We start from the raw sequence: 26,970 nt of genomic DNA, 5'->3' as shown, positions 1-26,970 counted from the left end.
GGCGATCCGCCGCCGACGCGACAGTGTAGCCACTCACGAGCGCTGCCCCAATTCATGGACAGCTACCGGAAGAACCGGTCGTCTGGTGGTTGATTCGCTGGGACAGTTCTGCGCACACCGAGAGCTGTCCAGGCAGCACGAACCACCATCTCACAGAACTCCGTGAACGACCACTCCCAGAGGCGGCGCCCCCCACGGCGGGGCGCCGCCACGTACATCCAGTGAAGGTATCGCCAGACGTTCTGCAGCAACAGACTCACGACAAACAGCAATAACCGAAGCCCAGCGTCTCGAGAACTGGTGAGAGCAAGGCTCTGCTTGGCTAATCGGTAGCTTGCTTCGATGCCGAAGCGCTTGCTGTAGTGTTCTCGTGCATCCTGTGGCGTGTCAATGAACGGCGCGTCAGCGGCGTAGCCGTGACGCGCCACCCCATGCTCGTCGTATCGTCCTCGCTGGTAGACACAGTCGATGAACACGGGGAATGTCACCCGCCCAGCGAGTTCGTGTTCGATCACGCGACTCCAGCCTTTGCTGAGTTCGTCTTGAATCGTTTCGCCCCACTTGACGATTGGCATGATGTAGGCGTAGTTGTGCGCGTACAGCAGTTTGAGACAGGTGCTGTTGTAGAATCCGCGGTCAAGGTAGACGGCCTTGACGCGCAGGTCAAGGCCGTCGAGGAGTTCGAGGAACTCATCAAGAGCATCGCTGGTAGCTTCGCCAGCGACCAGCTGGCGAACCGCCAGTGTGTATCGCTTGTTACGCACTCGTGCGTAGAGCGTGACATAGGCGTGAAAGGTAGTGGTTCCTCGTTTTGCCTGTGAGAAGTACAGTGACTCCGTCTCGTCCTCGTCACCGTAGTAGGGATCGAGGTGAAGGTCGGCGACGACCTCCACCGGTCGATCTGGAAGCGTCTCAAGGACATCTCGTTGAAGGAGGGTGTTCCCAACCGCTTCAACGGTATCAAGATCGAACTGATCGGTAAGATATCCACGGACGGTATTGGCGTGGGGCGAGTCATCGGTCGTCTCGCAGACGTGATTAATCGAGGTCCCGCCGGCGCTGGCGCCGGCGAGGACCTCGTACAGTTCTTCGGTCGTGACCACTACATTCTCCCCGAGCTCCAGCGAAAGTTCCTCATCGAGACTGTTGACGACAAAATTCGGTACTTCCCAACCGGTATGAGAGCTGGAGCTAAAGCGTTGATCTGATGTGGAAGATGTCTGGTTAAGTGAATGTGTTCAAAACCCCTCAACCAGACGGTGTTCTTTCGGACTCGGACGTGAAAGATTTAGCGGAAGACGTCATCTGCCAGCTCCCTTTGCCAGGGATCGAGGGCTCACCCCTCGATCCCGGCGATATCTGGGCGGTCGTCATTCTTGCAGCAGTCAATCAGACGTCCATCTGGGAGACGTGCAAGGACAACGACAACGCTGTCTGTGACGATACTGTCATGGACTGGCTACATACGCTCAACCGGGAGTGGCTTGAGCGGGTTGCTAACCGCCTTCTCAGAGAGTTAGCGATGACGATCCTCGACCCTGATCGGTCGAGGATCGTCTCCATTGACTTCGTCGATAACCCCTACCACGGAACGTACGCCGATGAAGAAGGTGAACTCTGTCGCATGCACGCGAAAGACGGAACAACGACGTGCCACCGGTACTGCACGGCGTATCTCGTCTCGAACGGAAAGCCAGTGACGTTGGCGATGACGTACGTCCGTAGTGATGAGAAAGAGGCCGACGCGGTCGAGCGCGTCCTCGACCGCGTCGAGGCCTATCCCTTCGAGATAGAGCTTCTGTTGGCTGATCGCGGCTTCTACAACGAACGTATTCTGCGCCGCTCACGGGAGGTTGCTGCGACTGTCGTTCCCGTCCAAAAGAAGGGCAAGCGCATGAGGAAGAAGCTGGATACGCACTGCTCGTACATGACAACCTATCGGATGTACAAAGGCCGCGAGCGGGAACTGGAATTCCCGCTCGCGGTCGCTGTGTCATATCACGCCGGAGATCGCGGGAAAAGTGGCGAGGTCGTTCGAGGCTATGTGGCGTGCGATCTGGCCGATCGCACGCCGAAACAAGTCGAACGGCTCTATCGGAAACGGTCAGCGATCGAAACGAGCTACCGTGTATTTCGCCAAGCACGAGTGGTAACGACGACACAAGACCCAATCATCCGCTTCGCGTTCGTCCTGGTTGGATTCCTGTTGGAGAACCTCTGGCTTGTGCTTCGATGGGCGGTCGTCGCCCGCCCCCAGCGGGGCGGGCGCGACCTGCCCGAGGAATTCACGTTCAAGACCTTCTCTGACTGGATCAGACATGCATTAGAGGAAGAGCTAGAGCGGACTTGGGAGATCGAAATGAACGGAACAGGTGTGCCAGAAGCATACGCGCCGGCCGCGGGCTGACGTCAGCCCGCGGCCTTGGGCAAGCTCCTGGTGAGCAACAGCATTCGCCTAGAACAGCGTATCTCAGCCTTCTTACTTCACTTCTCCTCATGCGTGGATTCTACTTCCTGTTCACTCAGTTACCACACCGGCATTCACTCTGTTCGTCCATGACTCAGCACAGTTCACGAAGCGACGTTCGGGAAGTACCGATTTTGCTATCAAATACGTCGATGATATACCATGTCCCTGACGTCGTCTGGGTGATGCCATGTAGGGATTGGTGTTCCTCCCTCCAGAGCGGTTCCTGCCACATTTAGGAGAGACCCGGCCACAACTCCTTAATCGTCTTACAGTTACTTGTCTGTATGGAAGAGTTAGCCGAACGGACGGAGGAAGTCCTAAGAGAGGAGGTGGGCGAAGAGGCGATGATCGGCGTGAGTTATTATAACCGAGAAGGCGTCGGCCACGTTTTCCGTTCAAACTGGGCTGAACAGAAATACGACCCAGAGCAAGTCGACGAGATTGTCGAAGAATTACGATTCGAGGCGTTAGGCCACGTCGTCCATGAAGAGCATCAGGAGGAGGAGCTACGGGCGACAGTGCGCGTGTATCAGGAAATGCTGGACGTTGCTGTGCCAACGAACGAGACACATGGCGTCGCGTTCGCCCTTGACGCCGACGAGAATTTCAACATCCGAGAAGTGATCGACACCGTCGAAGACGCTCTTCGGGAGACAGGACCGACGACCACCCAGTCCAACGATTAACATCTCCCTTTTCGGCCGGGAAACCTCGATAGCCGGAATTTGCCTGGCTACCTAGTTCGTCTCGTCGCTGCCAGATTCGAAGATTCGAAGCGACGAAATCCGTGATCCGTCGACGCCCGTCACCTCGAATCCGTACTCATCAACCTCGACTCGGTCACCGACATCTGGGGCACGGTCCAGTTGGTCGAGGACCAATCCGGCAGCCGTTTCGACTGCCGGATGTTCGAAGTCCGCATCGAGCACGTCGTTAAGATCGGCTAGAGAGACGCCCCCATCGACGTCGTAGCTGCCGTCCTCACGCCGGCGAATCGACGGTTCGCGTTCACTGACGTCGAATTCATCACGTAGATCGCCGACGACGGCCTCAACAACATCCTCGACGGTTGCAATCCCCTCGAAGGCGCCCCACTCGTCGATAACAGCGGCCATTTGCCGGTGTTCGGAGCGGAATTGTACTAACAGATCGTTGATGGTCGTGGTTTCGGGAACGATGAGGATGTCACGAGCGAGGTCGCTGGCCGTCGTGGTACCTTCGTCCTCGCGCTCGCTTGCCTGCAGGAGGTCCTTGACGTCGACGAACCCGATAACTTGGGTGCGGTCGTCGGCCTCGACGACGGGGTAGCGCGTGTGGCCCGCTTCGAAGACGGTTTCGCGGAGTTCCGACAGTGTGGCGTCGGCGGCCACGCTCACGACGTCCGGTTGCGGGATCATGACCTCACGGACGGTGGTGTCGTCGAGTTCGAACACGCGCTCGATCATGGCAACTTCCGCGACGTCGATATCGCCTTCCTCACCGGACTGTGCGAGGACGCGCCGGATTTCGCGTTCGCCGAGCGTCTCGTCGGATTCGGACGCCGGCGGAACGCCGAGGAATGCCGTGAACGCGTTGGCTGCGCCGTTGAACACGACGATGCCGGGGTAGAAGAGGTAGTAGAAGACCTTCATCGGCGGGGCGAGATACAGCGAAATCCGCTCGGTTTGGGCGATTGCGAACGTCTTCGGCGCGAGTTCACCGAAGACGACGTGCAGGAACGTGATGACGGTAAACCCAATCGCGACGGCCACCAGATGGATGAGCGTCTCCGGGAGGATCGACCCCAAGACAGGTTCGATGAGCCCGGCTACCGCGGGTTCACCGGCCCACCCCAGGCCCAGTGAGGCGAGCGTAATCCCAAGTTCAGTACCTCACAAAGCATCCACAGCTAGCTGTTTCTGCGGCCTAAGTTCTGTCTCGAAGCGGTTGTACTGATGGTCTCGATGAGATGATTACGGACGGATCGACGGAGAGCTGTCGCTGTCGGCGGCGGTCAGCCGCCGACGCGACAGCGTTGCCACTCACTTTGCTGGCTTGCTCGGTCGGTGGTTAGCGGTGGAACCGGTCGTCAGGTGGCCGATTCGCGGGGACGGCCCGACGCACCGCGAGGGCCGTCCACGCAGCTCGTCGAACCATATTGACGAACTCCTTGTACGGCCACCACCAGAGGCGACGCCCGCCTCGGCGGGGCGTCGCCACATACTCGTAGTGAAGGTACCGCCAGACGTTCTGTAATAGCAGACTCACCACGACGTACAGCAGCCGTACCGTTGGATCTCGTGTGGTTGTTGTCGCTATCGCTTGTTCAAACAATCGATAGCTCGACTCGATACCGAACCGCTTGGTGTAGTGGTATCGAGCGTCGCGTGGTGAGTCGATGAACGGCGCGTCAGCGGCGTAGCCGTGACGCGCCACACCGTTCTCGTCATACTTCCCGTTTAGGTACGTACAGTCGATGTAGACGGGAAACTCGACGGTCCAGCTGTGGCCGTCGAGTTTCCCTGTCAGATCGTGCTGAATGACACGACTCCACCCTTCCGAGAGCTCTTGCTGAATCGTCTCACCCCACCGGATGATTGGGATCACGTACGCGTAGTCGTGCGTCTGAAGCAGCGTGAGGCACTTGCTGTCGTAGAATCCGCGATCAAGGTAGACGGCCTTGATCTCGGTGTCAAGGCCGTCGAGAATACCGAGGAACTCAGCGAGGACGCTGCTGGCGGTGTCGCCGTCTTCGAGACGGCGCACCGCCAGCGTGTAGCGTTTGTTCGTCACACGCGCGTAGAGTGTGGCGTAGGCGTGGAACGCGGTGGTTCCACGCTTCGCTACCGAGTGATAGAGACCGTCTGTGTCGGCTTTGTCACCGTAGTAGGGTCGCAGGTGGAGGTCTGCGCAGACCTCCACCTGCTTGGGGAGCAGTTCATCGATATCCTTCCGAAGGAGCGTGTTAGCGACTCGTTCGAGCCGTTCCGGCTCGAACTTCGTCCGAAGATGGTAGAGGATCGTGTTCGCAGTGGGTGTATTCTGGCTCGACGCACAGAGCGTAGAGACAGAGGTCCCGTCGGCGCAAGCGCCGACGAGGACCTCATAGATGTCCTCAGCAGCGATTTCAGCGTTATTTGCTAAAGAGATTGGAACTTCCTCGTCAAGGCGGTTGACGAGAAAGTTAAGAAGTTGGTCCTCGTGAATCTCACCGTCTGCTTGCTTGTTGGAGTACACATCCTCAGCAAGCAGACGTTCTAACTAACCGGCTTTGTGAAGTACTGAGTATTCGGTGTTTATGACGAATCGGAGGAGTGGCCACCTCACCGAGTATGGGTATCGGTGGGAGATCGAGAGTGGGTACAAGTCGATCAAGCGATTTATGGCCGCAACCACGTCGAAGCATTTCGGCCTACGGTTCTTCTACTTCGCGTTCGCGTGTCTCCTGTACTCGATCTGGCGAGCGGTGGATCTGCTCGTACAGGTTGAGTTGACCGGTGAGTACGAGCATTCGCCCATCGTCACAGCCGACAACACACTGACGCTGTTGAAGAAAGAAACGGGAATCGGATAGTGAGGGGACTCTCCCCGTGGTAGCGCGGCGTCTGAGTGGCTACACTATCCGAAGCCTCGGAAATGCCCCGGGTTAGTTTCCAGTTCAACAAGAACACGCGTTTCGAGAGCGATCTGAGGCAGATTCCGTTCGTCAAATCGGTCGAAACTACGCATCACAGGCCCGCTAAACCCACTGTAGTCTCAACTCCACCGGTCGCGGTTTTGGTATAGCGGTATATGATTTATACCGTTGGCCAAAACCGAATTTCGGGGGATAGAACCCTTCTATCATAGGAAAAATGGTTATGAGACATCTGTCACCGGTGGTTCTGATTACGCCGGTAATCACGACCACTTTGAAGTACCCCGCCGCCGTCGGTGAAGCACGGATGCTGCAACCGCTTCACGACGGCGCTTCCCCCGGGGTAGAGGACCCGAGACCGGGCCCGCAGGACGGTGGAGGGCCGGTGAATGCCTGACCGAGCGCTTTCGACGCCGCTCGACGATAGCTTCGAGCGCTACCTCCAAGACAAGGGGAAAGGCCGCGGCGGCGACGGCGGGAACTATCGACGTAACGCAGCCCGTGAGCTCGAGCGGTTCGCCGAGTGGGCCGCCGGCGACCGCGGCGCCGACGACTGGACCGGGATCGTCCCCGACGACGTCGACCGCGAGCCGACCTTCGACGATCTCGACGAACGCGTGTTCCGGGAGTACGCCCGACATCTCGGTGGAGATCGGGGACTCAAGCAGAACACGGTACAAACCTATTACCGCTATATCTCTGCGTGGTGTGGCTGGTGTGTCAACGAAGGGTATCTCGAAGCGCACTACGCCCAGCGGGCGAGTGCGATGGCGCCGCTGCCGGAGGACGACGGCCGCAAGCCTGGCGACCAGCAGGCTTGGACGTCCGAACAGCGCCACGCCCTCACTCGCCACGTCGACGAACGGGCCCGCGACGCCGTCGAGGCATTCACGACACTCCCGGAGGATACTGATCCCCTCGACAAGCAGCGAGCACGCTACGCGGCGCTGAAGGCGGCTCGTGACCGGGCTCTGGTGTTCGTCCTTGCGTACACCGCCGTCCGCGTTGGCGAACTCCTCCGAGATCCAAACGACCCTCGCCGGCGCGGCGTCCGCTGGGAGGACCTCTCCCTCGACGACGGCAGTATGGACGTCTACCGGAAGAAACAGCAGTGGGACGCCGCCAGTCTCCCCGATCCGGTGATCTCGCCGCTGCGGAGCTACCGCCAGCTGATGAACCCACCGACGGAGCGGTGGCCGGTGTTCCCCACGTTCGACCAACGGACGCTCGCAGGGCTCGTCCAGGATGAGCTCGCCGACCGAGGGGAACCCCCAGAGGCAATTACTGAGCGGCGTGATGAGTACGCTCGAGACCTCCTGCTGGCGCTCGATGAGAACATTCGGCCGCCGTCGATCACGACGGATGGCGCACGGTCGATTCTCCAACGGCTCTCGGAGGCCGCAGAGATCGACATAGACCACCCAAAACACGATTACCTCGCTCCGCACGGCGGTCGCCGAGGTATGGGTGAGGTGCTTGTCCGGGCGTTCGGGTACACGGTGGCGGCCCGGTATCTCGATAACTCAGAGGAGATGGTTCGGGAGCGCTACTCACATATTGAGGCCGGGGAATTGGGCGATGTCGCCACGGAAGCTTTGGAAGAAATCGACCGATGAGGGCTACGTTAATCGGATTCTTGGATATCGTACCACCGGATTTTGAATGGATAGGTGGGGTCCACCACTAATTCAAACGCCGAATTCTCGGGGAAGCTCACGTCCAAGCCGACGTACTCGGTACCATTGAGTTCAAAGATCAGCTTTGCACAGCATTAGGACAGGAAGCGGGGGAAGAAGTGTTCTACGTAGGATTTACGGGGTTACTCGAACAGGAATGAGAATCCACTGGGATGATGACGGCAGCGTTCACGCCGTTTGCTCCTCCAGCGGAGAGGCTGCGACTGAACCTCTCCGTTCCATTTTGAACACCGTCTCAGCCGCCAGTTTCGACCGATATAGTGGGAGATACTCAACGCGCAAAGCGGAGGTCCCTCAGTTAGTCGAAACCGTTGGAAGCGTCACCCCTCACTCGGCCCGTCGACCTCCAGCCACGGCACTTCGACCAGTGCAGGAATGTGGGTCTCGATGTGGTGTTCCCAGACGCCCTGTTCGCCGAACGCCTCGCCGTGGTCCGCGGTGACGACGACCTTCCCGTCCAATCGGGGAATCACGTCGGCGACGGTTTCGAGGACGAGGTGAAGGTTCTCCTCGTACAGGTCCATCGCGGCCTCACGCGTGCCGTCCCTCACGACGGACAGCGGATCGAGTTCGAGCCACAGCCCCGACTTCTGGACGAGGTTGCTGCCCTCGAGGGTATCCTCTATCTTCGGGCGGACCCTATCATCGTGTTTAGTTTAGCGAGTTCCACCAGACGGCGAAGGCTTGCAACCACGATTCCGCTGTTGTTGGCTCGACGTGGCTAAAACTATTACTAAATGAGGAAGTCCGTCTTTTTATCTCTCGAAAGACACGTTCGACAGCATTCCGATTCCCATGACGAACGGCCTGGAATCGAAGCCCAACTCGTTGCAGTGCTGTTTTGAGATGCTGGGCGTGATCAACCAGAAACACCGCGTCTTCGACATCGTGTTTCTCGCGGAGTTTCTGCAGGAATCGTTCAGTCAACGCCGTTGTTGTGGTCGGAAACAGCCGTATATGCAGGAATTTGTTTGAGGCTGGATTGACGGCAGCGTACAGCCAGTACTGCTGGCCGTCGATGCGGATCACCGTTTCGTCAACCGCAACCTGATCCGGACTGGCGTCGCTGGCTGTAGATCAGCTTTCTGTACCCAGTCATGGATGGCTTTCCGCGAGCGTTGGACACCGAACTTCTCAAGTTCTTTGACGGTATTTGAAAGTGAGAGTCCAGCCAAATGAAGTCGAATACCGAGGCTCATCAGCTCGCTCGGTGTCCGCTCTCGCTCCACAAAATCTAACTCGATCCAGTCGCTACAGCCACTGAGGCGAGTGATTTCAGCCATGGACAGCAGAAATCACTCTCGCCTCACTTTTCAGTCTTAACTAAACACGACCCCGTCCAAACGACAACACGAGTCCCGACTACGAACAGTTCAAGAAGGAACAGTTCGCCCAGGGCCGCGACGCTGCCGGCATCGACAGGCGTTCCGCAATGGATGACATACATCTGTCCGTGGTAGCAACTCACGTTGCCGAGAGTTCGCCCACCAGAAGTCAAGTGTGTGGTAAACAGTACGGATAGGAACTGTTACGGCTACTCCTCACTAGGGAAAATTTTCCTGGGATTGAGAATCCCGTTCGGATCCAACGCACGTTTGATGGCTCGCATGGACTCCACCGTCGCATCATTGTACTCCCTGGCAAGATAGTCGCGCTTACCGATACCGATTCCGTGTTCACCAGTCGCGGTACCACCGAGTTCGATAGCCCGTTCAACGAGTTTCTTTGAGACGGTTTCGCCCGCAGCCACGGAGTCGGGATCGTCAGGGTTGACCATGACGAAGTAGTGGATGTTGCCATCTCCGGCGTGGCCAAAGCACGCCACCGGAACGCTGTGTTCGTCGCCGAGTTCCTTGGCATAGTTGACGATATCTGTGTAGTTGCTAATTGGGACGGTAATGTCGCCGGGTGTGAGGGGCGAGAGGTCCCGATCGTACGGTTCAAATGCCTCTGCCAGTTCGCGTCGGGCCTCCCATAGCTCCCGCATCTCCTGGTCGTTATCACTGACCTCGAAGCGCTGCACGTCGTGGGCCTCAAACACCGTTCGACAAAACTCGATCTCGTTCTCGACGCCGTAGTTGGCATGGAACTCCACGAATACCATCGGTTTGTCCGGTAGGTTGGTGTCAAGAAACGCGTTGGACACCTCCGCGCTGAACGCGTCAATAAGTTCAATCGCTCATGTGTAGCATATTGTTGATTTCAGAGAGTCGCTTTGACAGCGTGTTTGAGTGCTTCTCGACCGGATTTTCTGAAGAGTTCGCTGCGTAGCTGAAAGGCGCGGAGATACTGTGTCAACTTGTCCTTCGAGACGCCTCGATGCGGCGAGAGCCAGCGTCGCGCCAGCGACGCGTGGCTCTCGCACGTGTTCACGTGGATGTCTCCATCAGCGTATTCGCCGTCACCGTGGACGACGTATTTGCGGGTGAACTCGTCGTCGTCCTCAAGCGGGTCGTATGCCCGAAATCCGTCGGTGTAGACTGTTAGCGACTCCTCCTCGTGGTCAGCGAGGAGGAGTCGCACCGTCGATTCGTCTGCGGATTTCGCCGGGACGACGTACCGCTGTCCCGTTCCACGGTCAACGATGGTGAAGACGGGTGGTTTGTCTCCCTCGTACGAACCTCGTCCGCGCGTGGACAGGCCACGCGAGCGCGACGGTTGGTCGCGCTCGCGGCCTTTCAACCCCGCAGAGACGTACACTTCGTCGATTTCGACCGGTCCAACGAGGTCGAGTTGAGGCGCGTCGAGCGCTCTGGTGAAGCGCTCGACGCGCCGGTGCATCGTCTTGTAGGTCACATCGATCTCTCGCTGAAGTTGGCGAAGACTCGTATTGAACCGTAAGAACGCGTAAATCGAGAACAACCACTTGCGGAGCGCAACCTTCGAGTGAGCGAAAATTGTGCCCGTCTTATCGTTGAACGTGCGGTCGCAATTCTTACAGAGATAGCGTTGAAACGCCCCATAGCTGCCGTTCTTGACCGTCCGGTCAGAACGGCAGCGAGGGCAGGAAACGCCGTCACGCCAGCGCACCTGTTCCAGCAGGTCCGCTGCGAGCGATTCCGAGCCAAACACATCGAGCGGAATCATTCGTGTCGGACACCGCTAGCGCGGTGTCCTTGCTCTCTTCGATTCCAGAGCGACAGCTGAACTGAATCAACAATCTCCTACAGAAGAGCGTTAGCCGTTGAGTTTGAGGGTTTTCTCGGTCCGGGAATCCAGTCATTCTGCGTAACCCTTCGCGGGAAATCTTGTAAATGTTATACCATTATTTAGGTCCCTCTACGGAATTCCCCACAGGATTCCACGTCAAGAGAATGGACTTTCGAGATGTGCATACGAGATCGGGAATCCTGTGTGAACGAGCCGGTGGGAAGATTGGAACGTTCACTCGTTTAGACGCTGATTCACGGCGATACTGTGTCCTGAGTGCGTTCTTGTTCACACGACCGGGCAACCGCCGGGTAAGTCGGGGTTACTCGGCTAGCATTGTCTTAACCAACACCCACCGCCATATTTGGCCAGTGTTGGTTAACACTGAGGGCGAGAATCGCACCGACCTAAGCAAAGAATCGGTCCGTTAGGCGTTTGCCGGGTCCCGCTGGCCCCCCGTCGACGTCAACGGGAGATCGACGTCGATCTCGTCGTACCAAACGACCGGCCGTTTCGCCTGCCCATCCTCCTCGAGTTCGAGCAGGCCGTAGTCTGCGAGCTCGTTGACGTTCTCCAAGACCTCCGGCGGGTTCCGGTCGACGAAACGCGCGAGTTCCCGAATGCTGCTGGGATTGTGTTCGACGATGGCTTCCAGGAGTTCGAGGTTCGTGCTGCGGAACACCCGTCCGAACGTTTCGAGGTCTTCGATGGCGAGCGTCGGATTGTGGGGCGTGACGTCTTCGCCGCTGTCAATTGCTTTGAGGCGGTCTTCGAGGCCGCTACGGTCGGGGGAGCCAATCGTGACGTGGAGTGTCTGAGTCATGGTGTGTTGGGTGTGGGGTGGTTAGTGGCTACCAATCGGTGCGTTTCTCTTCGGGGAGTGCCGCCCGCCACGCTCGGTAGGTGGCGTCCAGTCCGGGGTAGTCATTTCTCTTCTTGTCGAAGAATTAATTTTATCTCAATATAAGTAGCCGAATATGGGGTTGCTCAAGAACATCGCATTTGGTGGGTCACGCCCGAAGAAAGATGGAAACACAATCCGGTGCGGTGATTGCCGAGAAGCTATTCAGCCAGATGCTCGCCGTTGTCCGCACTGCGGCGCGAAAATCTTCACGCTACGAGGCAGAGTCGTTCGTCGAACAGCCGTAATCATCGGTCTCGTGTTGATCTTCACCACCGACCAAGGCGGAATTACTGGAACCATTCTACCCGTAGTGGGACTCGCACTGCTACTGGTCGCCGCGTACTACTACCTGAGACGGCCAATTCACTACGTCAAACCCCCACACCACCCGGCCCCCGAACAGTAAAGGAATGTCCTCGTCAAACGTCACAACCTTCTCCGGCGCCACAACACTGTGACGCCGGCCGCTGCATCCCGTAACGGAAGATTCTCACCATCCAGCCAGTTAACCAACAAATCCGACTATTCTTCACCGGTGTTGGTTAACGACGCGCTTGTAATCAGACGACGTTTGAAAATACGCGCGAGGACAATCAGTATTCTTCGACGTCAACGATTCGTTTCGTCTCTGCATCGTGCGGAATCGCGGTTGGTCATGCAGGGGCAACGTCGTCGGCCGAGGTTGGGGTCGAGATTTCGAGACTGACCTCGATGGAATCGTAGGGGACGAACGGGCGCTTTGCCCGGCCAGCCTGCTCGAAGTGGACAATGTCGTAGTCAGCGAGGACCTGCAGGTCGTCGTGGACGCTCTTGACATCGCGGTCGAGGCGCTCAGCCAGCTGGCGAATACTATCCGGCCGGTCGGTCATGATACTGCGGAGCAGTTCAACACGGCGGTCGGTGAGCAGCGCTCGGAGGTCGCTGGGGTTCTCGAAATTAATGACATGTGGGACTTCCTCGCCAGCTTTCCAGCGGTCGAGGCGGTCGAGCGCGTCCTGGCGGTGGGCTTCCTCGGGGTCGGATGTGATTCGCAGCACCGAGGGGTAGTCCTCAGGGTCGCGGTCCTCGAGGAAGCCCGCCTCGGCTTCGACGTCGTCCATCACGATCTCCTCGGTCTCGGAGTTGGTACTGTTGACGTCGGTGTCGTCGGGTGTGTTGGATTTGTCAGGCATGGTGGGTTACCTCTCGCGGCGGTCGTCCATTTCGTCGTAGAACGTCTGGGCGTGGGCTTTGATGCCGGTGTACTCGATGTCGTCGTAGACGCCAGAGGGCGTATGGTAGTGGTGCCGGTCAACGCCCGGGTGGTCCGGGAAGTTGTCGAACCGGAGCAGAGTTCGACCGTCTTCGGCCATGTACTGGAACCGGTACTTGACGCCCTCGGGGTAGTCGTCGCTTTTCGGGATGGCGGTCGCGATCATTTCATATCTGGACCCGTCGGCGAATGTGTCTTCATCTTTGTAGATGACTGTTGAGCCCATCTGTGCCCCTATGTTGGTGTGTCGTGCCAACATAATATAAGTCTTTCCGTGGGGTACTATACCAACATTATCTTAACCAACAACTGGACGTTTTACCAGCGGGTGTTGGTTAATTCTTGGCGCAGTTCCATTCTCTCCTTGCCAGAATCTACGCCGAAATGACGAGAATGACGACCGTCCGGCGTCTTCGGTGACAGTGGCGCAATTCCGTCGGCGTCGGGTAGGCCAACTGGTTGTCTACGCGGTCGTCGGCGACCACGAGGTCGCCGGTGTCTGTGAAGTCTGGAATCGACGCGTGCGTCGTCCGTTCAGTATTAACTTCTTCTACCCCTTCAGGGGTGGGCTTTTGCTTCGCTACCGCTGTAAGGGGGACACATAGTCCTTCAGCTATTGGAGGGTACCGAGAGTGAGCGGGTTCGGTCGACCCACGATCTGAGTGCCGTGAGCGCCTCGTACTCACGCTGTGAAACCGAGTCATCAGTGCCGAGCTCTCCCTCGTACGCGTTCAGGACCGCACAGGAGGCCTGCTTGCAGTAGGCCACGAGTCGGTGCGGGGCGATCTCCTCGGCTTGGAGAGGGATGGTGGCATCGTTGACGAAAACGGCGGCAGGGTCGTCGGGCGCGGCGTTGAGGAGGCGGGCCGCACGGTTAGCGTTATCTGCGGCGAGTGCGGCGGCTTTCGCGTCGGTCTCACCCGCAGTTCGGGGTGCGTACGCATCCAGAATGCCGTGCCAGGCGTCGTCGGGAACCGTCGTGAAGCGGTCGAGGCGGCCGCCGAGCAGCGTCCCGTCCTGTTCGACTTCGGGTGCGAACTCAAGAACAACAACACCGGCAGCGCCGTGCGTGTCAATCCATGCGTTCAGGGCGCGGGCGGTGAGTCGGGTTTTGCCGGCCTGCGAGGGACCGACAATCAGTGTCGACCCCGTGAGTGGGACTCGACGGTCACTCATTAGACGCGGCAGGGCCGGTGAGCGACAGTCGAGCAAACTTCGCGACGAGTGCGACCGTAGCAGCTGTGAGGATGACGGCGAACGCGAGGATGGCCCCTGAGAGGGTGTCGACACCGCCCGCGACCTGTTCGGCGACGAAGTTCACCGCGAGCGTACCGGTGACTGCCAGCAGCCCGAGACCGCCGAGGTTCGTAAGCGTCGAAGGCGACTCGGCGACCGCCGCGGAGTTCAAGAGGTAGAGCACGACCACAATAGCGAACGGTGTGCCAACAGTTCCAATAGCGAGCACGAGCGCCAGTTGGCTGAGGACCGGACCGCCGATGAACGCGCCCGGTGCCGACAGAAGTGCGGCAGCGACCAGCAGCCCCCGGTAGCGGTTGTCGTCGACAGTGGTTCCCCACCCCAGCTTGTCCGCGAGGAGGAACGGTGGGGCGATCGTGTTCCCGCCGAGTGTTGAGACCGCAGCGCCGAGTAAGCCGAGGAGGAACAGCCACTCCGCGTACCGGCCGGCGAGCGGGCCGAGCGTGCGAGCGGCCTCAACAGCCGAGAGATCTCCGGTAGTGAGGACGCTCGCCGTCACGAGGAATACGGCGATGCTGTAGATGCCGAACGCGACGAGCATTGACGCGCCGACATCGAACGTCGCGAGGCCGTACTCCTCGACGGTCCACTCTCTGGCGCGCATCGTGTACGAGTGCATCGTAATCAGGGTGATGTGGACGGCGCCACCGAGGACGCCCGCGGCGACGAGCGCGCTGCCGGCTGGGAGCGCGGGGACGAGGCCGCGCGCGGCGGCGCCCGCATCGACGGGCACGACGAGCAGTGACGCGAGAAACGCGAGAACGACGCCGGCGACCAGCGCTTTCGCCACCGTTTCGAGGAATCGGTAGCCTCGGGTGGCAAGGCCGACGGCCAAGACGACGGCCCAGACGACGCCCCAGATGCGAGCATCAACGCCGGTGATGGTCTCGGAGACAGTCGCCACTGTCTTCATGATGAGGAGCTGGGCGGAGCCGGCGGCCAGCACGACGTCTAAGACGAGCAGCCATGCCCAGCTGTCGCCGAGATGGGCTTCGACAACGGCGACGATGCCGCGTTCGGTGAGGAGGCCCAACCGCATCGCGAGATACTGGGCGAACGCGCCTGCAAGGGCCGACAACACTACGACCCAGAACAGCGCGTAGCCGTACGCGCCGCCAGCGGTGATTAGTGACGCCAGCGACGCCGGGCCTGCCGCGACGGCGCCCGCGACCCACGATGGCCCCATCCGCTGGAGAGATTCCCGCAGGGTCTGCAGGGGGGCCGCACTATCGGTCCGGTTGCTCACTGGCGATTACCCCTGTAGTCGGCCGCAATCACTGACACCTGGGAGACGAAGATCGCGACAGCCTTGATCTCCTGCGCTGGACGGAGCGCGACTTGCTCCGAACTACAGAACCGTGGTAGCGTGTCGCTTCCGCGGCCGTGGGTCAAAGCGACCACTCCTCCTGGCGCCAGGCGGCGTCCCAGAATCGGTATTCGTAGCGGGCCGACGTTTCGAAGCGCTCGCGATAGCGCTCGCGGTCTGCGTCCGTCGCGTTCGCGGCGACATCGTCCATCAGGGTCTTGCACCACTCGGTCAGCTCAGTGAACTCCTCGCCAGCATACATGTTAATCCACTCGGCGTACCGGTCGTCGTCAGGTGTGCTGCGTTCAGCGAGTCGCTTGCCGGTCTCGTTGAATCCCCACATACAGGGTAGAAGCGCCGCGACCAGGTCGCCGAACGTGTCGGTCGCTGCAACCCGTACGAGAAAGTCGGTGTACGCCTGGGTCGTCGGCGATGGCTCGGTCGCCGCCAGCTCTGCTTCCGAGACGTCGAACGTCGCGGCGTACTCGCGGTGGAGGTCCATTTCAGTGTTCAGCGTCGAATCCAGGAGTTCCGCAAACGTACCCATCCGACCGAGACTAGGTGCTTTCGCTGCCCCGTGGGCGAACACGCGCGAGTATTCAATCAGGTAGACGTAGTCCTGCCGGACCCAATACCGGAATGGCGCCTCGTCGAGCGTGCCGTTCCCGAGTGCTTCAACCATCGGGTGTGACGCGATGGCGTCCCAGATTGGTTCGGCTACCGTTTCCAAATCGTCCGTGAATCCCATGTACAGGTCTAATGAGATTCCGCGGTGAAATATGTGCGTGGTACCACTAAGTAATACACTGGCCGTGACAATCCAGCCGTAGTTCCACAGGCAGACGAAGAATTGCCACACAGTAGCCGAAGGGCTGGCGTTCGAAGCCCAATTCGAGACCATGACCCTCTCGCTGCTCACAGCGGCCGGCTTAACAGAAGTTGAGTCAGTTAAACACCCCTGGAGTGGTGGTTTTCCGCGGTGGTGTCGCAGCGGCAGTGTATAAATACGTCCGCGTTTGGAGGTATTTGGTATAACTTCCATGATAGAATATACCACGGTATGAGCACTCAACCAGAGCAGCAGACCTGGACCGTGGACGTCGAACCCGACGCCCGGACGCTCGACGAGATTGACCTGCAGTCCTTCGACGTGCGCCACGTCGCGAAGTTCGTCGTGGCATTCGCCATTGGCGCGTTCTTCTTCCTGTTGCCCGTGCCGTGGCAGGGCGAATTCACGGTGCCGTTCGACATTGTCGTCAGCCGAATTACGGCGACGTTCCCGGACGCTGTTGGCGTCTATTCGATGGCTATCATTGTCGCCGGCGGCCTCCTCACGACGGTCGCGGAACTCGACGATCGCGGCGCTATCGACGTCAGCGTCGATGCCTCCTATTGGGAGAGCTCGACCGTGTTCTGGGCGCTCCGGGTCGCTGGCCTCCTGCTCGCGCCTGTAATGTTCCTCAAGGTCGGCCCTGGCTGGCTCCACGGTCCCAACACTGGCCAGTTTATGTGGTCGACGCTGGTGTACAGCGTCGGCGTCATCATCCCCATCGGCGCCATCTTCATCACTATCTTCGTAGAGCTCGGCGGCCTCGAATTCGTCGGCACACTCGCCCGCCCGCTGATGCGGCCGCTGTTCAAGCTTCCGGGACGCGCAGCCCTCGACAGCCTCGCATCTTGGGTCGGCTCGTACAGCGTCGGCCTCTACGTCACGCGAAACGTCTTCGAACGCGGCGGTTACCACAAACGCGACGTCTTCACCATCGCGACGTGTTTCTCCACGGTGAGCATCGGGTTCGTCGGCGTCGTCGCCGCCACCCTGAACATGCTCGACCTCTTCCCCGTTATCTTCCTCGCGTACTTCCTCTGCGTCGCCATCTGTGGGGTCATCCTGGTGCGGATTCCGCCCATTAGCAACGTCCCCGAGGAGTACATCGACGAACCCGATCCCGAGCGCCCCTTCGAGGGGTCGGGCTTCGACTACCTCCGGTTCGCCGTCAACGAGGCTGTCGAGAAGGCTGAAGAAGGCGAGACGTTCCTCGAGGCCGCGTGGCGCGGGTTCGTCGACGGCTTCAAGCTCACCAGCCTTATTCTCGGAACTATCCTCGCAGTCGGCCTCGCGGCGACCTTGCTGTCGGCGCACACGCCGGTCTTCGACTACCTCGGTGCGCCCCTCGTCCCGGTCGTCGGCGCGCTCGGCATCCCGAACGCGGAGACCGTCGCTCCCGCCACCATTGTCGGTATCACGGAGATGTACGTGCCCGTCCTCCTCGTCACCGAGACCGCCCCGAAGGCTCGCTTTTTCATCGCGGTGCTGTCGGTCTCCCAGCTTATCTTCTTCTCCAGCGTCGGCCCGATGGTGATGGACATGTTCAGCGACGTGCCGGTCCGGTTCCGCGATCTCGTGGCGCTGTTCGCGATGCGCACCGTCATCCTCGTCCCGGTTATCGCCGCGATGACTCACGCGGTCGCCGCGCTCGGACTACTGTAAACCACCTCGACTTGACATCCTCCCACCCCTGAAGAGGTGGGCTTCCGCTCGCTACGTGTCAAGGTCCGAGGCACTCAGCCTGTCCACCTGTAGACGCCGCTCGTCTCCTGCCGTCATCGGCGGTTCGTCGGTCGTTTCTGTTCCCTACGCGATGCTGTAGTCGCTACACGACGCCGTGGTCGACGAGCGCGCCGAGAATCTTGTTTTCTGCGCGCCGCAGGTGCTCTTCGACGGTACGGCGGTCGAGGTCGAATCGCTCCGCGAGTTCGGCGGTCGTGGTTTCCCGGGGGATTTCGTAGTAGCCGTTGCGGTGGGCGGTCCGCAGGACGTCCCGTTGGCGGGCGGTCAGTGAGGGGAGGATGCCGTCCAGAGAGAGTACGGGGGCCTCGCGGGCGGGCGTCGCGAGTTCGTGTTTCTCTGCGACCGCGACCTCGTGGTCGGCCGACAGGTCGCGGTAGACGCCAGTGAGGTTCGCGGGGTCGAGCGCGAGCACGCGGCAGTGTTTCGCGCCGTTTTCGTACGCGAGCGGTGGCAACAGTAGGCAGTCATGGCGCTCGAGGTACCACTCGACGGTCTCCTCGTGGCGCTGCAGGCAGTCGTCGGTGATGACGACGCGGTCGTCGCCTAGCGAGAGTTCGTCGCGGACGCCGACTGACGACGCGACGCGGTCGAGTGCGTTGTCGTCGGATTCGGCGACGTGCAGGAGGTCGCAGTGGTCGTTGCACCAGAGTTCGATGCGAGCGTCGGAGTCGCGGGTGACCGCGGCGTACGGTCCGTGGTCCTCGACGCGGAACCTGGCTTCGTACATGTTGCGGCAACTCTCGCCCCCAGACTGATAAATACTCCTCCGTACGCGGGCTAACCTTCCTTTGTTGTTCGCCGCCTACGTCAACGCATGCCAGACGCGCCAGATGGTGACTTCAACGTCGGCGAACCCTCCGAACAGTGGCGCGACTACCAGGGCGCGCCGACCGGCACCGACATCGAGTGCGAGGGATGGCGACAGGAGGCCGCCCTGCGCATGCTGAACAACAACCTCGACCCCGAGGTCGCCGAAAAACCCGAGGACCTCGTGGTGTACGGCGGCACCGGACGGGCCGCCCGAAGCTGGGACGCCTACGACACTATCCTCACGGAACTCCGCGAGCTCGACGACGAGGAGACACTACTCGTACAGTCCGGGAAGCCCGTCGGCGTCTTCGAGACTCACGAGCGAGCTCCGAGAGTCCTGATCGCGAACTCCAACCTCGTGGGCAAGTGGGACAACTGGGATCACTTCCACGAGCTCGAGGCGGAGGGCCTCATCATGTACGGCCAGATGACTGCGGGTTCGTGGGCGTACATCGGCACGCAGGGCATCATCCAGGGGACTTTTGAGACGCTCGCGGAACTCGCGCGCGAGCATTACCCCAGCAGCGAGGGGCTCCGCGGGAAGGTCGTCGCGACCGGTGGACTCGGCGGCATGGGCGGCGCACAGCCGCTCGCAGTGACGATGAACCACGGTGTCTGCATCGCCGCCGAGGTCGACGAGGACCGCATCGACCGCCGTATTGAGACCGGCTACTGCATGGAGAAGACCGACGACCTTGACGAGGCCATTCGGCGCGCTGAAGAAGCCGCTGAAGCCGGTGAGCCCTACTCGGTGGGCGTGCACGTGAACGCTGCGGACATGCTCGAAGGGATGCTTGACCGCGGGTTCGTGCCGGATGTGGTGACCGACCAGACGAGCGCCCACGACGAACTCGAGGGGTACTACCCGAGCGGTTACACCGTTGAGGAGGCCGACCGGTTGCGTGAGGACGACCCCGACCGGTACGTCGAGGCGGCGATGGACACGATGGAGCGCCACGTCGCCGCTATTCTCGAACTTCAGGACCGTGGCGCGGTCGCCTTCGAGTACGGGAACAACATCCGCGGCCAGGTTGAAGACTACCGCGGCGACGTCACCACGAGCGATGGCGAGACCCACGACCCCTTCGACTATCCGGGGTTCGTACCGGCGTACATCCGGCCGCTGTTCTGCCGCGGGAAAGGGCCATTCCGGTGGGTCGCGCTCTCCGGAAATCCCGAGGACATCCACCGCACCGACGAGGCCGTCAAGGAACTGTTCCCGGAGAAGGATGCGCTCCACCGCTGGATCGACCTCGCCCAGGAACAGGTCCAGTTCCAGGGCCTCCCGAGCAGAGTCTGCTGGCTGGGGTACCAAGCAGGGGAAGACGAACTAACCGAGCGCGCCAGGTTCGCGCTCCGCATCAACAACCTCGTCGCAGATGGCGAGATCGACGCCCCGGTAGTCGTCACACGGGACCACCTCGACGCGGGGTCGGTCGCCAGTCCGAACCGGGAAACGGAGGCGATGCAAGACGGCTCGGACGCGGTCGCGGACTGGCCCATCCTGAACGCGCTGTTGAACTGCGCAGCGGGCGCGGACATCGTAAGCGTCCACGATGGCGGCGGCGTCGGCATCGGGAATGCCCTCCACGCGAACAACCACGTCGTCCTCGACGGCAGCGACCTCGCCGCCGAGAAGGCCCGCCGCGTGTTCACCACCGACCCCGGGATGGGTGTGATTCGACACGCTGACGCCGGCTACGAGGACGCTGTCGAGGAAGCCGAACACTCAGGTGTCCGGGTGCCGATGAGCGAGGACAACTGATGTTCCGGAACCCCGAGGACTGGACGGCGCCCTCCAAAGATCCGAACGACGAGCAGTTCGGCGACATCGTGGAGTCAACGACCATCGAGGATGCCGGCGAGTACGACGCCGTGCTCGTCGGCGAGCCCTACGACGGCGCGGTCATCGGCCGCCGCGGCGCCAACGAGGGCCCCGCCGCGGTGAAGGACGCACTCGCCGGCGTGAAGACCCACCACTTCACGGCCGGACCGGTAGCGTCCGTGGGAGACGTCGGTGATGTCGTGCTCGTGGATGACGACGTGAGCGTCGTTCAGGAGGAGGTCACGGAAGCCGCTGCGGCAGTCCACGATGCCGACACGGTCCCCGTGTTCGTCGGCGGCGACAACTCGCTATCGTACGCGAACGCTGCGCCTCTCCTCGAGGCTGGCAGCCTTGGCGTCGTGAGCTTCGACGCCCACCTAGACTGTCGGGAGGTCCGTGGCGAACCGACGAGTGGGACGCCGTACCGCCAGCTCTTCGACGCCGGCCTGGACGGCCTCTCGGTCGTGGGCGCGCGACACTTCGAGACGTCGACGCGGTACGCCGAGTTCGTCCGCGAGCAGGGCGGCAGCGTCGTCACCGCGGAGGCCGTGGGCGCGGACCCAGAGCACGCGCTTGAGGACGCGTTCGCTGCGCTTGAGGGCGTCGACCACCTCTATGTAAGCGTAGACATCGACGTCCTGGACGCCGCCTACCCGGGCGCGAGCGCGCCGACGCCGGGCGGCCTCCAGCCCCGCGAGCTGTTCCGTCTCGTCCGCGAGGTCGCCCGCGACCCCAGGGTCGCCGGCTTCGAGGTCGTAGAGACCGCGCCGCCACTCGACGAGGATGACCGCACCGTTGACACGGCGGCGCGAACCATCGCACACTTCCTGGCTGGAACTCATGTCTGAGCACTTGACAGTCGTCTACGATGCCGCGGAGGTTGTCGTCGGCCCCAATGAATCCGAGAGTGCGAACGGCGCGCTTGAGACCCGCGAGGACGCCGCCATCGCCGCTATCGATGGCGACGTCGTGACGGTTGGGGATAGCGACGCGGTGACTCGCGAGTATCCCCGCGAGAACGCTGACACTGCTGTCGACGCTGGGGGACAGACCGTGATTCCGGGGTTTGTGGATCCGCACACGCACGCCGTCTTCGCGGGTGACCGCAGTGACGAGTTCGCGGCGAAGCTCCGTGGGAAGACCTACCAAGAGATTCTTGCGGCGGGTGGCGGCATCCTCCGGACCGTTGAGGCCGTCCGCGATGCAAGCACCGAGGAGCTTGCCGCGAACCTCGAGGCCCAGCTGGATCTGATGCTCTCGCACGGCACGACGACTGCGGAGGTCAAGACCGGCTACGGCCTCGATGTGGATACTGAGCGCCGGCTGTTGGACGCCATCGAGCGTGCGGGCACCAACCACCCGGTCGACGTTGTCGGGACGTTCATGGGTGCACACGCCGTTCCCGACGGCCAGGACACCGAGGACTACGTCAACGAGGTTGTCTATGAGCAGCTGCCGGTCGCCGCCAACCACCCGGCTGCGGAGTTCTGCGACGTGTTCTGCGAAGAGGGCGTGTTCTCCGTTGAGCAGTCTCGTCGTGTGCTGGAGGCAGGCCGCGAGCATGGCCTGAAGCCGAAAATTCATGCGGAGGAGTTCACGCGCCTCGGGGGCGCACAGCTTGCAGCCGACCTCGAGGCGGTGAGCGCGGACCACCTCCTGCACGCCGATGAGGACGACGCCGAAGCGCTCGCGGAAGCGGGCGTCGTACCTGTCCTGTTGCCGGGGACAGCGTTCTCGCTTGGCGAGGACTACGCCGACCCCGAACAGTTCCGGGCGGCAGGCGACGATCGGAGCAGGTCGCCGGTCGCGCTTGCAACCGACCTGAACCCGAACTGCTACAGCCAGAGCATGGGCTTCGCGGTCGCGCTCGCCTGCAACGGCATGCGGATGGCACCCGGAGACGCGCTCGTCGGCGCCACGCGGGATGCCGCGCTCGCGCTCGACCGCGACGACGGTACTGGCACGCTCCGTGAGGGCACGGCCGCCGACGTCGCGGTCGTGGACGGCCCGAGTCACGTCCACATCCCCTACAATTTTGGTGTGAACTGCGTCGACACTGTCCTCAAGGATGGCGTCGTCGTTGCCGACGACGGACGGGTGGTCGGCCGTGAGTGACGTCGTCGTTGACGGCGAAACGCTCACGCCCGAAGACGTCGAGGCGGTCGCACGCCGGGACGCCACCGTCGGTATCGCCGACGACGACCGGGAGGCCGTGCGCCGCTCGCGGGAGCGCGTCGAGGATGTCGTCGAGGCTGGTGACCCGGTCTACGGCGTGAATACGGGGTTCGGCCAGCTCGTCGATACCCAGATTCCACGCGACGAGGTCGAGTCCCTCCAGACGAACCTCCTGCGCAGCCACGCCGCGGGCGCGGGCCGCGAGCTTGACCGCGAGGAGGTGCGTGCGCTCCTGCTCACGCGGCTGAACGCACTCGTGAAGGGCTATTCGGGAGTCCGCGAACGCATTGTCGACCTGCTTGCTGGGATGCTGAACGCTGGCGTCCACCCAGTTGTTCGCTCCCGGGGCAGCCTTGGCGCAAGTGGCGACCTCGCGCCACTCGCGCATCTCGGGCTCGTGCTCATTGGCGAGGGACAGGCCGACGTCGACGGCGACCGGCTTCCCGGCGATGAGGCGCTCGCACGCGTTGACCTCGAGGCCGTGACGCTGCGCGCGAAGGAGGGGCTGGCGCTCATTAACGGCACCCAACTCACCACTGGGCTGGCCGCGCTCGCCCTTCTGGACGGCGAGCGCGCGCTCCGTGCTGCTGACGCCGCGGGCGCGCTCACCACGGAAGTAACGATGTCGACGACCGCGAACTGCAGCGCTGCCGTCCAGCGCGTTCGTCCCCACGACGGCCAGGCGGCGAGCGCGCGGAACGTCAAGCGCCTCACCGCGGACTCCGAGATCGTGGAGAGCCACCGGAACTGCGACCGCGTCCAGGACGCCTACTCTATCCGGTGTCTACCCCAAGTCCACGGCGCCGTCCGAGACGCGCTCGACCACCTCCGAGACGCCATCGAGACCGAACTCAACAGCGCGACTGACAACCCCCTAGTTTTCGACGCCGAGTCGGCGGACCCGCGCGCGAGCGGCACCGACACCGCAGCAGTCGTCTCCGGCGGGAACTTCCACGGCGAGGTGCTCGCGCTCCGCCTCGACTACGCCGCGACCGCGCTCGCAGAACTGGCGGCCATCAGCGAACGCCGCGTCGACCGCATGCTCAACCCGAACGTCCAGGAATCCCACCTGCCGCCGTTCCTCACGCCCGACAGCGGCCTCCACTCGGGATTGATGATTCCCCAGTACACGGCCGCCGCACTCATCAACGACCTCCGGTCGCTAGGCCGCCCCTCGACGGACAACACGTCGGTCTCCGGCGGCCAGGAAGATCACGTGAGTATGAGCGCGGGGAGCGCGTACGGTTTCCGCGAGGCTGCCGAGAAAGCCGGGACGGTCGTCGGCGTTGAACTCCTCGTAGCCGCCCAGGCCAGCGAGTTCCTCGACGACGACCTCGAACACGCTGCTGGCACGAGCGCTGTCTACGACCTCGTGCGGGAGGTCTCTCCACCCGTCGAGGCGGACCGACCGCTACACGACGACATCGACGCGGTGGTGGACCTCGTCCAAGAAGGACTCGTCGACGACGCAATTGAGTGCACCCTCGAAGAGCGACTGGAGTGATCTCGACCCTGGTTCGGCGCCGACGCCCTCGTCAAAGTATTTTATACGGTAGCGCGCGATAATTTCAGAACTGCGGCGGCACCAGCAACGTCTTCGACGCCGAGAAGTACACCCACCTCCACCGCCATTCGTCTTTAGCTAAGACTCACACCTCGGTTGTGTAGCGGTAGCGAGCGTCTCCTGTAAGACCGGTCGTTGCTGGTGAATCTTCTGAGCATCCTCGATCAGCCGCTCCAGCAACGGCGGTGGTGAGTAACCGAGATACTCACCGAGTTCGTGGAGGATGAGCTGGGCGTGCGACCGGAAGGTCGCCGCCCAGCGTTCTGGCGGAAACACGATCTCGTCATCAGCCTGCTCGGTCACCAGATCCAACAGCTCACGACTCACCAGCAGCGACAGCAACGCCGCATACAGCAGAATTCTCACGATATCCGGGTCGCTTGTGTCGAACTCGTCCAACTCGTACTGCGTCTTCAGTTCACGAAACAGCGTTTCTACCTCCCACCGACACCGATACAGCGTTGCTAAATCCTCCGGGAAGAACTCCTCTCGCGATAGATTCGTGATATACAGATGGTAGTCGTCGGCGTCCTCGTCACGGACGCCGACGACGCGGAACCGCTTCGTGTCCAGCGACCGCGTTCCTTCGTACTGGCCTCGCTTGAACTCCGCTTCGACCTCAACGTCGATGTACTTCCGAGAGAGATCATCGACCACATCGTGGATCTGCTTGCCCTCTAAGGGAATGGCGCGCCCGCGCCATTCCCGTAATTCCTCCGTTATCACCGGATTCGCGTTCTGCTTCAGCCGACTCACGAAGTAGCCGTCGTTCTCGTCGATTAACGCGAACCGGCGGTACTTGAAGTACGCTAGATCGAACAGAACGAGCCGTCCTTGGAGCCACGAGCCCGTTTTGAACAGCGTGCTGTCGTGCGCTTTTTCGTCGGTCACGTCGAGTCGTTCAATCGTCTGCTCGGTGGCGTTGTGGAGCAGGTGGAGCTTCGCTCCAGCCTGCTCCTCGTGACGGGCTTGGAACTCATCAGAGAGGAATTCGTGCAACCGCAACACCGTTCCATCAGCGATCATCACGTCTCTGAATCGGTCGATATCAGCGTCAACAGCGTTGGGAACAGCGACCTCGTCGAGACCACGCTCGACGAGGTCGCGGAGATACTCTGCCAACGTCGGCGTCAGCCGCTGATGGAATCCACCGGGAGAGATCGTTTCATCAGCTGTGGAGTTGTAGCAGCGTCTGAACCCGGCGAGTGTTCGGCTCTCGCCTGCGGCGAAGCCGAACACGAGCGCCCACACGAGGACGGGAATCTGAAGCTTGCCCTCTCGCTCGACCACGCCGAGTTCCTCGGCGTGCTCTTCGAGGAACTCGGAGGGAAAGAGAGTAGTGAGCCGACGCATAATTCTCGATGAGGAGGCTCTGTTGGACACAGCTACGCCTCCTCATTCCTCCCGAAAAGTAGCCTCGATAAGTCGCTGCTGTCACGCGGTTTCTGGCTTAGCTAAAGACGGATGACCAAGTGTCTTTGCAAAGACCACAAGGCAGTGTTCAGATAAGGATGAAGGGTGAGGCGGAGCGAGATTCTAGTGATCCATGCCAGAAATCGCCCGCCTCACCGGAGGTAGCGACTGCTTCGAGTTAGAATTTGTGGAGCGAGAAGCGACACCGGAACCCGCGATGAAATTGGGTATCCGACTCCATGCTGCCGGATTATCACTCTCGGATACCGTCTCAGTCTTAGCTTCATTCGGTGTCGAACGTGCTCGCTCAACTGTCCACAATTGGGTCCAGAAAGCCGGCCTACAGCCCAATTCCGGGAAGAATCCGAATCACGTCGCACTCGACGAAACCGTGATTCAACTCAACGACCAGCGTTACTGGCTGTACGCTGCCGTTGATCCTGAAACCAACGAATTCCTGCACGTCAGACTCTTTCCCACCCGAACAATCGTCTTGACAAAACAGTTTGTGGAGGAACTCCGTGAGAAACATCGCGTCGAAACTGCCGTGTTTCTCGTTGATGGCGCACCGTGGCTCAAAGCGGCATTATTCGAGCTTGGGCTCCGATTCCGACACGTCACGCATGGGAATCGGAATGCTGTCGAACGCGTGTTTAAGGAGCTGAAACGTCGGACTGAGCAGTTCGCCAACCACTTCCGCCACGCAACTGCTGACTCTGCAGAAACATGGTTGCAAACCTTCGCGTTCACCTGGAATCAGCTAATCTGAACAATGCCACCACAACACCGAGAACGCCTAATATGGCCGCACCCGGCGCTCCTGCAAGGAAGAGGCCAATAGTACCACTAACACCGAAAACGACGAGGGAGCGATTCGCTCCCTCGAACCACGCGACCGCCACGGAGAGAGACACGTTGAGAAACCGCGGGGCGATGACTCGGTGACAGATGGGAGCCCC

Annotated in this window: 20 protein-coding genes and 5 pseudogenes; 10 read left to right on the top strand and 15 right to left on the bottom strand. The window is 61.0% G+C overall.

The genetic code is table 11. The features are described 5' to 3' along the window. Nucleotides 1–62: 62 nt before the first annotated feature. Nucleotides 63–1,160, bottom strand: a pseudogene (locus LT974_RS16050) (ISH3 family transposase); the annotation flags it as partial. 74 nt (nt 1,161–1,234) lie between these two features. Between LT974_RS16050 and LT974_RS16045 the strand changes: the two are divergent. Both LT974_RS16045 and LT974_RS16040 read left to right on the top strand, forming a co-directional pair. Further along, a complete protein-coding gene (locus tag LT974_RS16045) occupies nt 1,235–2,407 on the top strand; it encodes an ISH3 family transposase (RefSeq protein ID WP_232590719.1) in 1,173 nt (390 codons plus the stop codon). A gap of 347 nt (nt 2,408–2,754) precedes the next feature. After that, entirely contained in the window at nt 2,755–3,156 is a 402-nt protein-coding gene (locus LT974_RS16040; protein ID WP_232590619.1) for a hypothetical protein, read from the top strand. A gap of 51 nt (nt 3,157–3,207) precedes the next feature. Here the strand turns inward: LT974_RS16040 and LT974_RS16035 are convergent. After that, nucleotides 3,208–4,338: pseudogene (locus LT974_RS16035) on the bottom strand (hemolysin family protein); the annotation flags it as partial. Nucleotides 4,339–4,519: 181 nt separating this feature from the next. Next, the gene (locus tag LT974_RS16030; RefSeq protein ID WP_232587224.1) at nt 4,520–5,686 is read right to left on the bottom strand and encodes an ISH3 family transposase; all 1,167 of its coding nucleotides are present in this window, start codon (nt 5,684–5,686) and stop codon (nt 4,520–4,522) included. A 46-nt stretch (nt 5,687–5,732) separates the two neighbouring features. Here LT974_RS16030 and LT974_RS16025 point away from each other — a divergent pair. Together LT974_RS16025 and LT974_RS16020 are read left to right on the top strand one after the other, a co-directional pair. Then, nucleotides 5,733–6,023 (top strand): annotated as a pseudogene (locus LT974_RS16025) (transposase); the annotation flags it as partial. Nucleotides 6,024–6,475: 452 nt separating this feature from the next. Beyond that, nucleotides 6,476–7,702: a phage integrase SAM-like domain-containing protein gene (locus tag LT974_RS16020; protein ID WP_232590618.1), complete on the top strand. Its 1,227-nt coding sequence runs from the start codon at nt 6,476–6,478 to the stop codon at nt 7,700–7,702. Nucleotides 7,703–8,103: 401 nt separating this feature from the next. Here LT974_RS16020 and LT974_RS16015 read toward each other — a convergent pair. From LT974_RS16015 to tenA, 10 genes and pseudogenes are all read right to left on the bottom strand, one after another. Beyond that, a pseudogene (locus LT974_RS16015) lies at nt 8,104–8,427 on the bottom strand (hypothetical protein); the annotation flags it as partial. Between the two features lie 7 nt (nt 8,428–8,434). Continuing rightward, nucleotides 8,435–9,066: pseudogene (locus LT974_RS16010) on the bottom strand (IS6 family transposase). Between the two features lie 251 nt (nt 9,067–9,317). Next, the gene (locus LT974_RS16005; protein WP_332840564.1) at nt 9,318–9,950 is read right to left on the bottom strand and encodes an FAD-binding oxidoreductase; all 633 of its coding nucleotides are present in this window, start codon (nt 9,948–9,950) and stop codon (nt 9,318–9,320) included. 35 nt (nt 9,951–9,985) lie between these two features. After that, entirely contained in the window at nt 9,986–10,870 is an 885-nt protein-coding gene (locus LT974_RS16000; protein ID WP_232589891.1) for an IS1595 family transposase, read from the bottom strand. A 490-nt stretch (nt 10,871–11,360) separates the two neighbouring features. Then, nucleotides 11,361–11,756: an HVO_A0114 family putative DNA-binding protein gene (locus LT974_RS15995; protein ID WP_232590617.1), complete on the bottom strand. Its 396-nt coding sequence runs from the start codon at nt 11,754–11,756 to the stop codon at nt 11,361–11,363. A gap of 734 nt (nt 11,757–12,490) precedes the next feature. Beyond that, nucleotides 12,491–13,009, bottom strand: a complete 519-nt coding sequence (locus tag LT974_RS15990; protein WP_232590616.1) for an HVO_A0114 family putative DNA-binding protein — start codon at nt 13,007–13,009, stop codon at nt 12,491–12,493. A gap of 6 nt (nt 13,010–13,015) precedes the next feature. Further along, nucleotides 13,016–13,348 carry a toxin-antitoxin system TumE family protein gene (locus LT974_RS15985; protein WP_232590613.1) on the bottom strand — a complete coding sequence of 111 codons (333 nt, stop codon included), beginning with the start codon at nt 13,346–13,348 and terminating at the stop codon, nt 13,016–13,018. Nucleotides 13,349–13,698: 350 nt separating this feature from the next. Continuing rightward, entirely contained in the window at nt 13,699–14,265 is a 567-nt protein-coding gene (locus LT974_RS15980; RefSeq protein WP_232590611.1) for a hypothetical protein, read from the bottom strand. Further along, a complete protein-coding gene (locus LT974_RS15975; protein WP_232590717.1) occupies nt 14,258–15,532 on the bottom strand; it encodes a divalent metal cation transporter in 1,275 nt (424 codons plus the stop codon). Before LT974_RS15975 ends, LT974_RS15980 begins: the two co-directional genes overlap by 8 nt. A 202-nt stretch (nt 15,533–15,734) precedes the next feature. Next, nucleotides 15,735–16,400, bottom strand: coding sequence for a thiaminase II (gene tenA / locus LT974_RS15970; protein WP_232590609.1), 666 nt, complete (start codon nt 16,398–16,400; stop codon nt 15,735–15,737). A gap of 312 nt (nt 16,401–16,712) precedes the next feature. On the opposite strand from tenA, the gene LT974_RS15965 reads away from it, so the two are divergent. Continuing rightward, on the top strand, nt 16,713–18,143 hold the full coding sequence (locus tag LT974_RS15965) for a YjiH family protein (RefSeq protein ID WP_232590608.1): 1,431 nt from the start codon (nt 16,713–16,715) through the stop codon (nt 18,141–18,143). 163 nt (nt 18,144–18,306) lie between these two features. Here the strand turns inward: LT974_RS15965 and LT974_RS15960 are convergent, their stop codons facing one another. Next, a complete protein-coding gene (locus LT974_RS15960; protein WP_232590607.1) occupies nt 18,307–18,951 on the bottom strand; it encodes a helix-turn-helix domain-containing protein in 645 nt (214 codons plus the stop codon). Between the two features lie 87 nt (nt 18,952–19,038). On the opposite strand from LT974_RS15960, the gene hutU reads away from it, so the two are divergent. The 4 genes from hutU to hutH are packed head-to-tail and all read left to right on the top strand — an operon-like array spanning nt 19,039 to nt 24,538. Next, nucleotides 19,039–20,799 carry a urocanate hydratase gene (gene hutU, locus LT974_RS15955; protein WP_232590606.1) on the top strand — a complete coding sequence of 587 codons (1,761 nt, stop codon included), beginning with the start codon at nt 19,039–19,041 and terminating at the stop codon, nt 20,797–20,799. Further along, on the top strand, nt 20,799–21,707 hold the full coding sequence (gene hutG, locus LT974_RS15950) for a formimidoylglutamase (RefSeq protein WP_232590605.1): 909 nt from the start codon (nt 20,799–20,801) through the stop codon (nt 21,705–21,707). Before hutU ends, hutG begins: the two co-directional genes overlap by 1 nt. Continuing rightward, nucleotides 21,700–22,974: an imidazolonepropionase gene (hutI, locus tag LT974_RS15945; RefSeq protein WP_232590604.1), complete on the top strand. Its 1,275-nt coding sequence runs from the start codon at nt 21,700–21,702 to the stop codon at nt 22,972–22,974. The genes hutG and hutI overlap by 8 nt, the downstream gene beginning before the upstream one ends. Then, the gene (gene hutH, locus LT974_RS15940; RefSeq protein ID WP_408611740.1) at nt 22,928–24,538 is read left to right on the top strand and encodes a histidine ammonia-lyase; all 1,611 of its coding nucleotides are present in this window, start codon (nt 22,928–22,930) and stop codon (nt 24,536–24,538) included. The genes hutI and hutH overlap by 47 nt, the downstream gene beginning before the upstream one ends. Before the next feature lie 138 nt (nt 24,539–24,676). Here hutH and LT974_RS15935 read toward each other — a convergent pair whose 3' ends face one another. Next, nucleotides 24,677–25,951, bottom strand: coding sequence for an IS4 family transposase (locus tag LT974_RS15935; protein ID WP_232590007.1), 1,275 nt, complete (start codon nt 25,949–25,951; stop codon nt 24,677–24,679). A gap of 193 nt (nt 25,952–26,144) precedes the next feature. Between LT974_RS15935 and LT974_RS15930 the strand changes: the two genes are divergently transcribed. Beyond that, nucleotides 26,145–26,780, top strand: a complete 636-nt coding sequence (locus tag LT974_RS15930; RefSeq protein ID WP_232590602.1) for an IS6 family transposase — start codon at nt 26,145–26,147, stop codon at nt 26,778–26,780. Nucleotides 26,781–26,970 lie beyond the last annotated feature (190 nt).

It is taken from the genome of Halobacterium noricense, from assembly GCF_021233435.1.
GTDB lineage: Archaea > Halobacteriota > Halobacteria > Halobacteriales > Halobacteriaceae > Halobacterium > Halobacterium noricense.
The sequence above is the reverse complement of the archived record's forward strand: the minus strand, read 5'-3'. Positions and strand labels throughout refer to the sequence as shown.

Coding starts and splice junctions, on each gene's coding strand:
- tenA (WP_232590609.1), bottom strand. CDS start 16,400: ATGGGATTCACGGACGATTTGGAAACGGTAGCCGAACCAATCTGGGAC.
- LT974_RS16020 (WP_232590618.1), top strand. CDS start 6,476: ATGCCTGACCGAGCGCTTTCGACGCCGCTCGACGATAGCTTCGAGCGC.
- LT974_RS16040 (WP_232590619.1), top strand. CDS start 2,755: ATGGAAGAGTTAGCCGAACGGACGGAGGAAGTCCTAAGAGAGGAGGTG.
- hutI (WP_232590604.1), top strand. CDS start 21,700: ATGTCTGAGCACTTGACAGTCGTCTACGATGCCGCGGAGGTTGTCGTC.
- LT974_RS15995 (WP_232590617.1), bottom strand. CDS start 11,756: ATGACTCAGACACTCCACGTCACGATTGGCTCCCCCGACCGTAGCGGC.
- LT974_RS15990 (WP_232590616.1), bottom strand. CDS start 13,009: ATGCCTGACAAATCCAACACACCCGACGACACCGACGTCAACAGTACC.
- hutH (WP_408611740.1), top strand. CDS start 22,928: ATGGCGTCGTCGTTGCCGACGACGGACGGGTGGTCGGCCGTGAGTGAC.
- LT974_RS15930 (WP_232590602.1), top strand. CDS start 26,145: ATGCCAGAAATCGCCCGCCTCACCGGAGGTAGCGACTGCTTCGAGTTA.
- LT974_RS15935 (WP_232590007.1), bottom strand. CDS start 25,951: ATGCGTCGGCTCACTACTCTCTTTCCCTCCGAGTTCCTCGAAGAGCAC.
- LT974_RS15985 (WP_232590613.1), bottom strand. CDS start 13,348: ATGTTGGCACGACACACCAACATAGGGGCACAGATGGGCTCAACAGTC.
- LT974_RS15965 (WP_232590608.1), top strand. CDS start 16,713: ATGAGCACTCAACCAGAGCAGCAGACCTGGACCGTGGACGTCGAACCC.
- LT974_RS15980 (WP_232590611.1), bottom strand. CDS start 14,265: ATGAGTGACCGTCGAGTCCCACTCACGGGGTCGACACTGATTGTCGGT.
- LT974_RS15975 (WP_232590717.1), bottom strand. CDS start 15,532: ATGGGGCCATCGTGGGTCGCGGGCGCCGTCGCGGCAGGCCCGGCGTCG.
- LT974_RS15960 (WP_232590607.1), bottom strand. CDS start 18,951: ATGTACGAAGCCAGGTTCCGCGTCGAGGACCACGGACCGTACGCCGCG.
- hutU (WP_232590606.1), top strand. CDS start 19,039: ATGCCAGACGCGCCAGATGGTGACTTCAACGTCGGCGAACCCTCCGAA.
- LT974_RS16000 (WP_232589891.1), bottom strand. CDS start 10,870: ATGATTCCGCTCGATGTGTTTGGCTCGGAATCGCTCGCAGCGGACCTG.
- hutG (WP_232590605.1), top strand. CDS start 20,799: ATGTTCCGGAACCCCGAGGACTGGACGGCGCCCTCCAAAGATCCGAAC.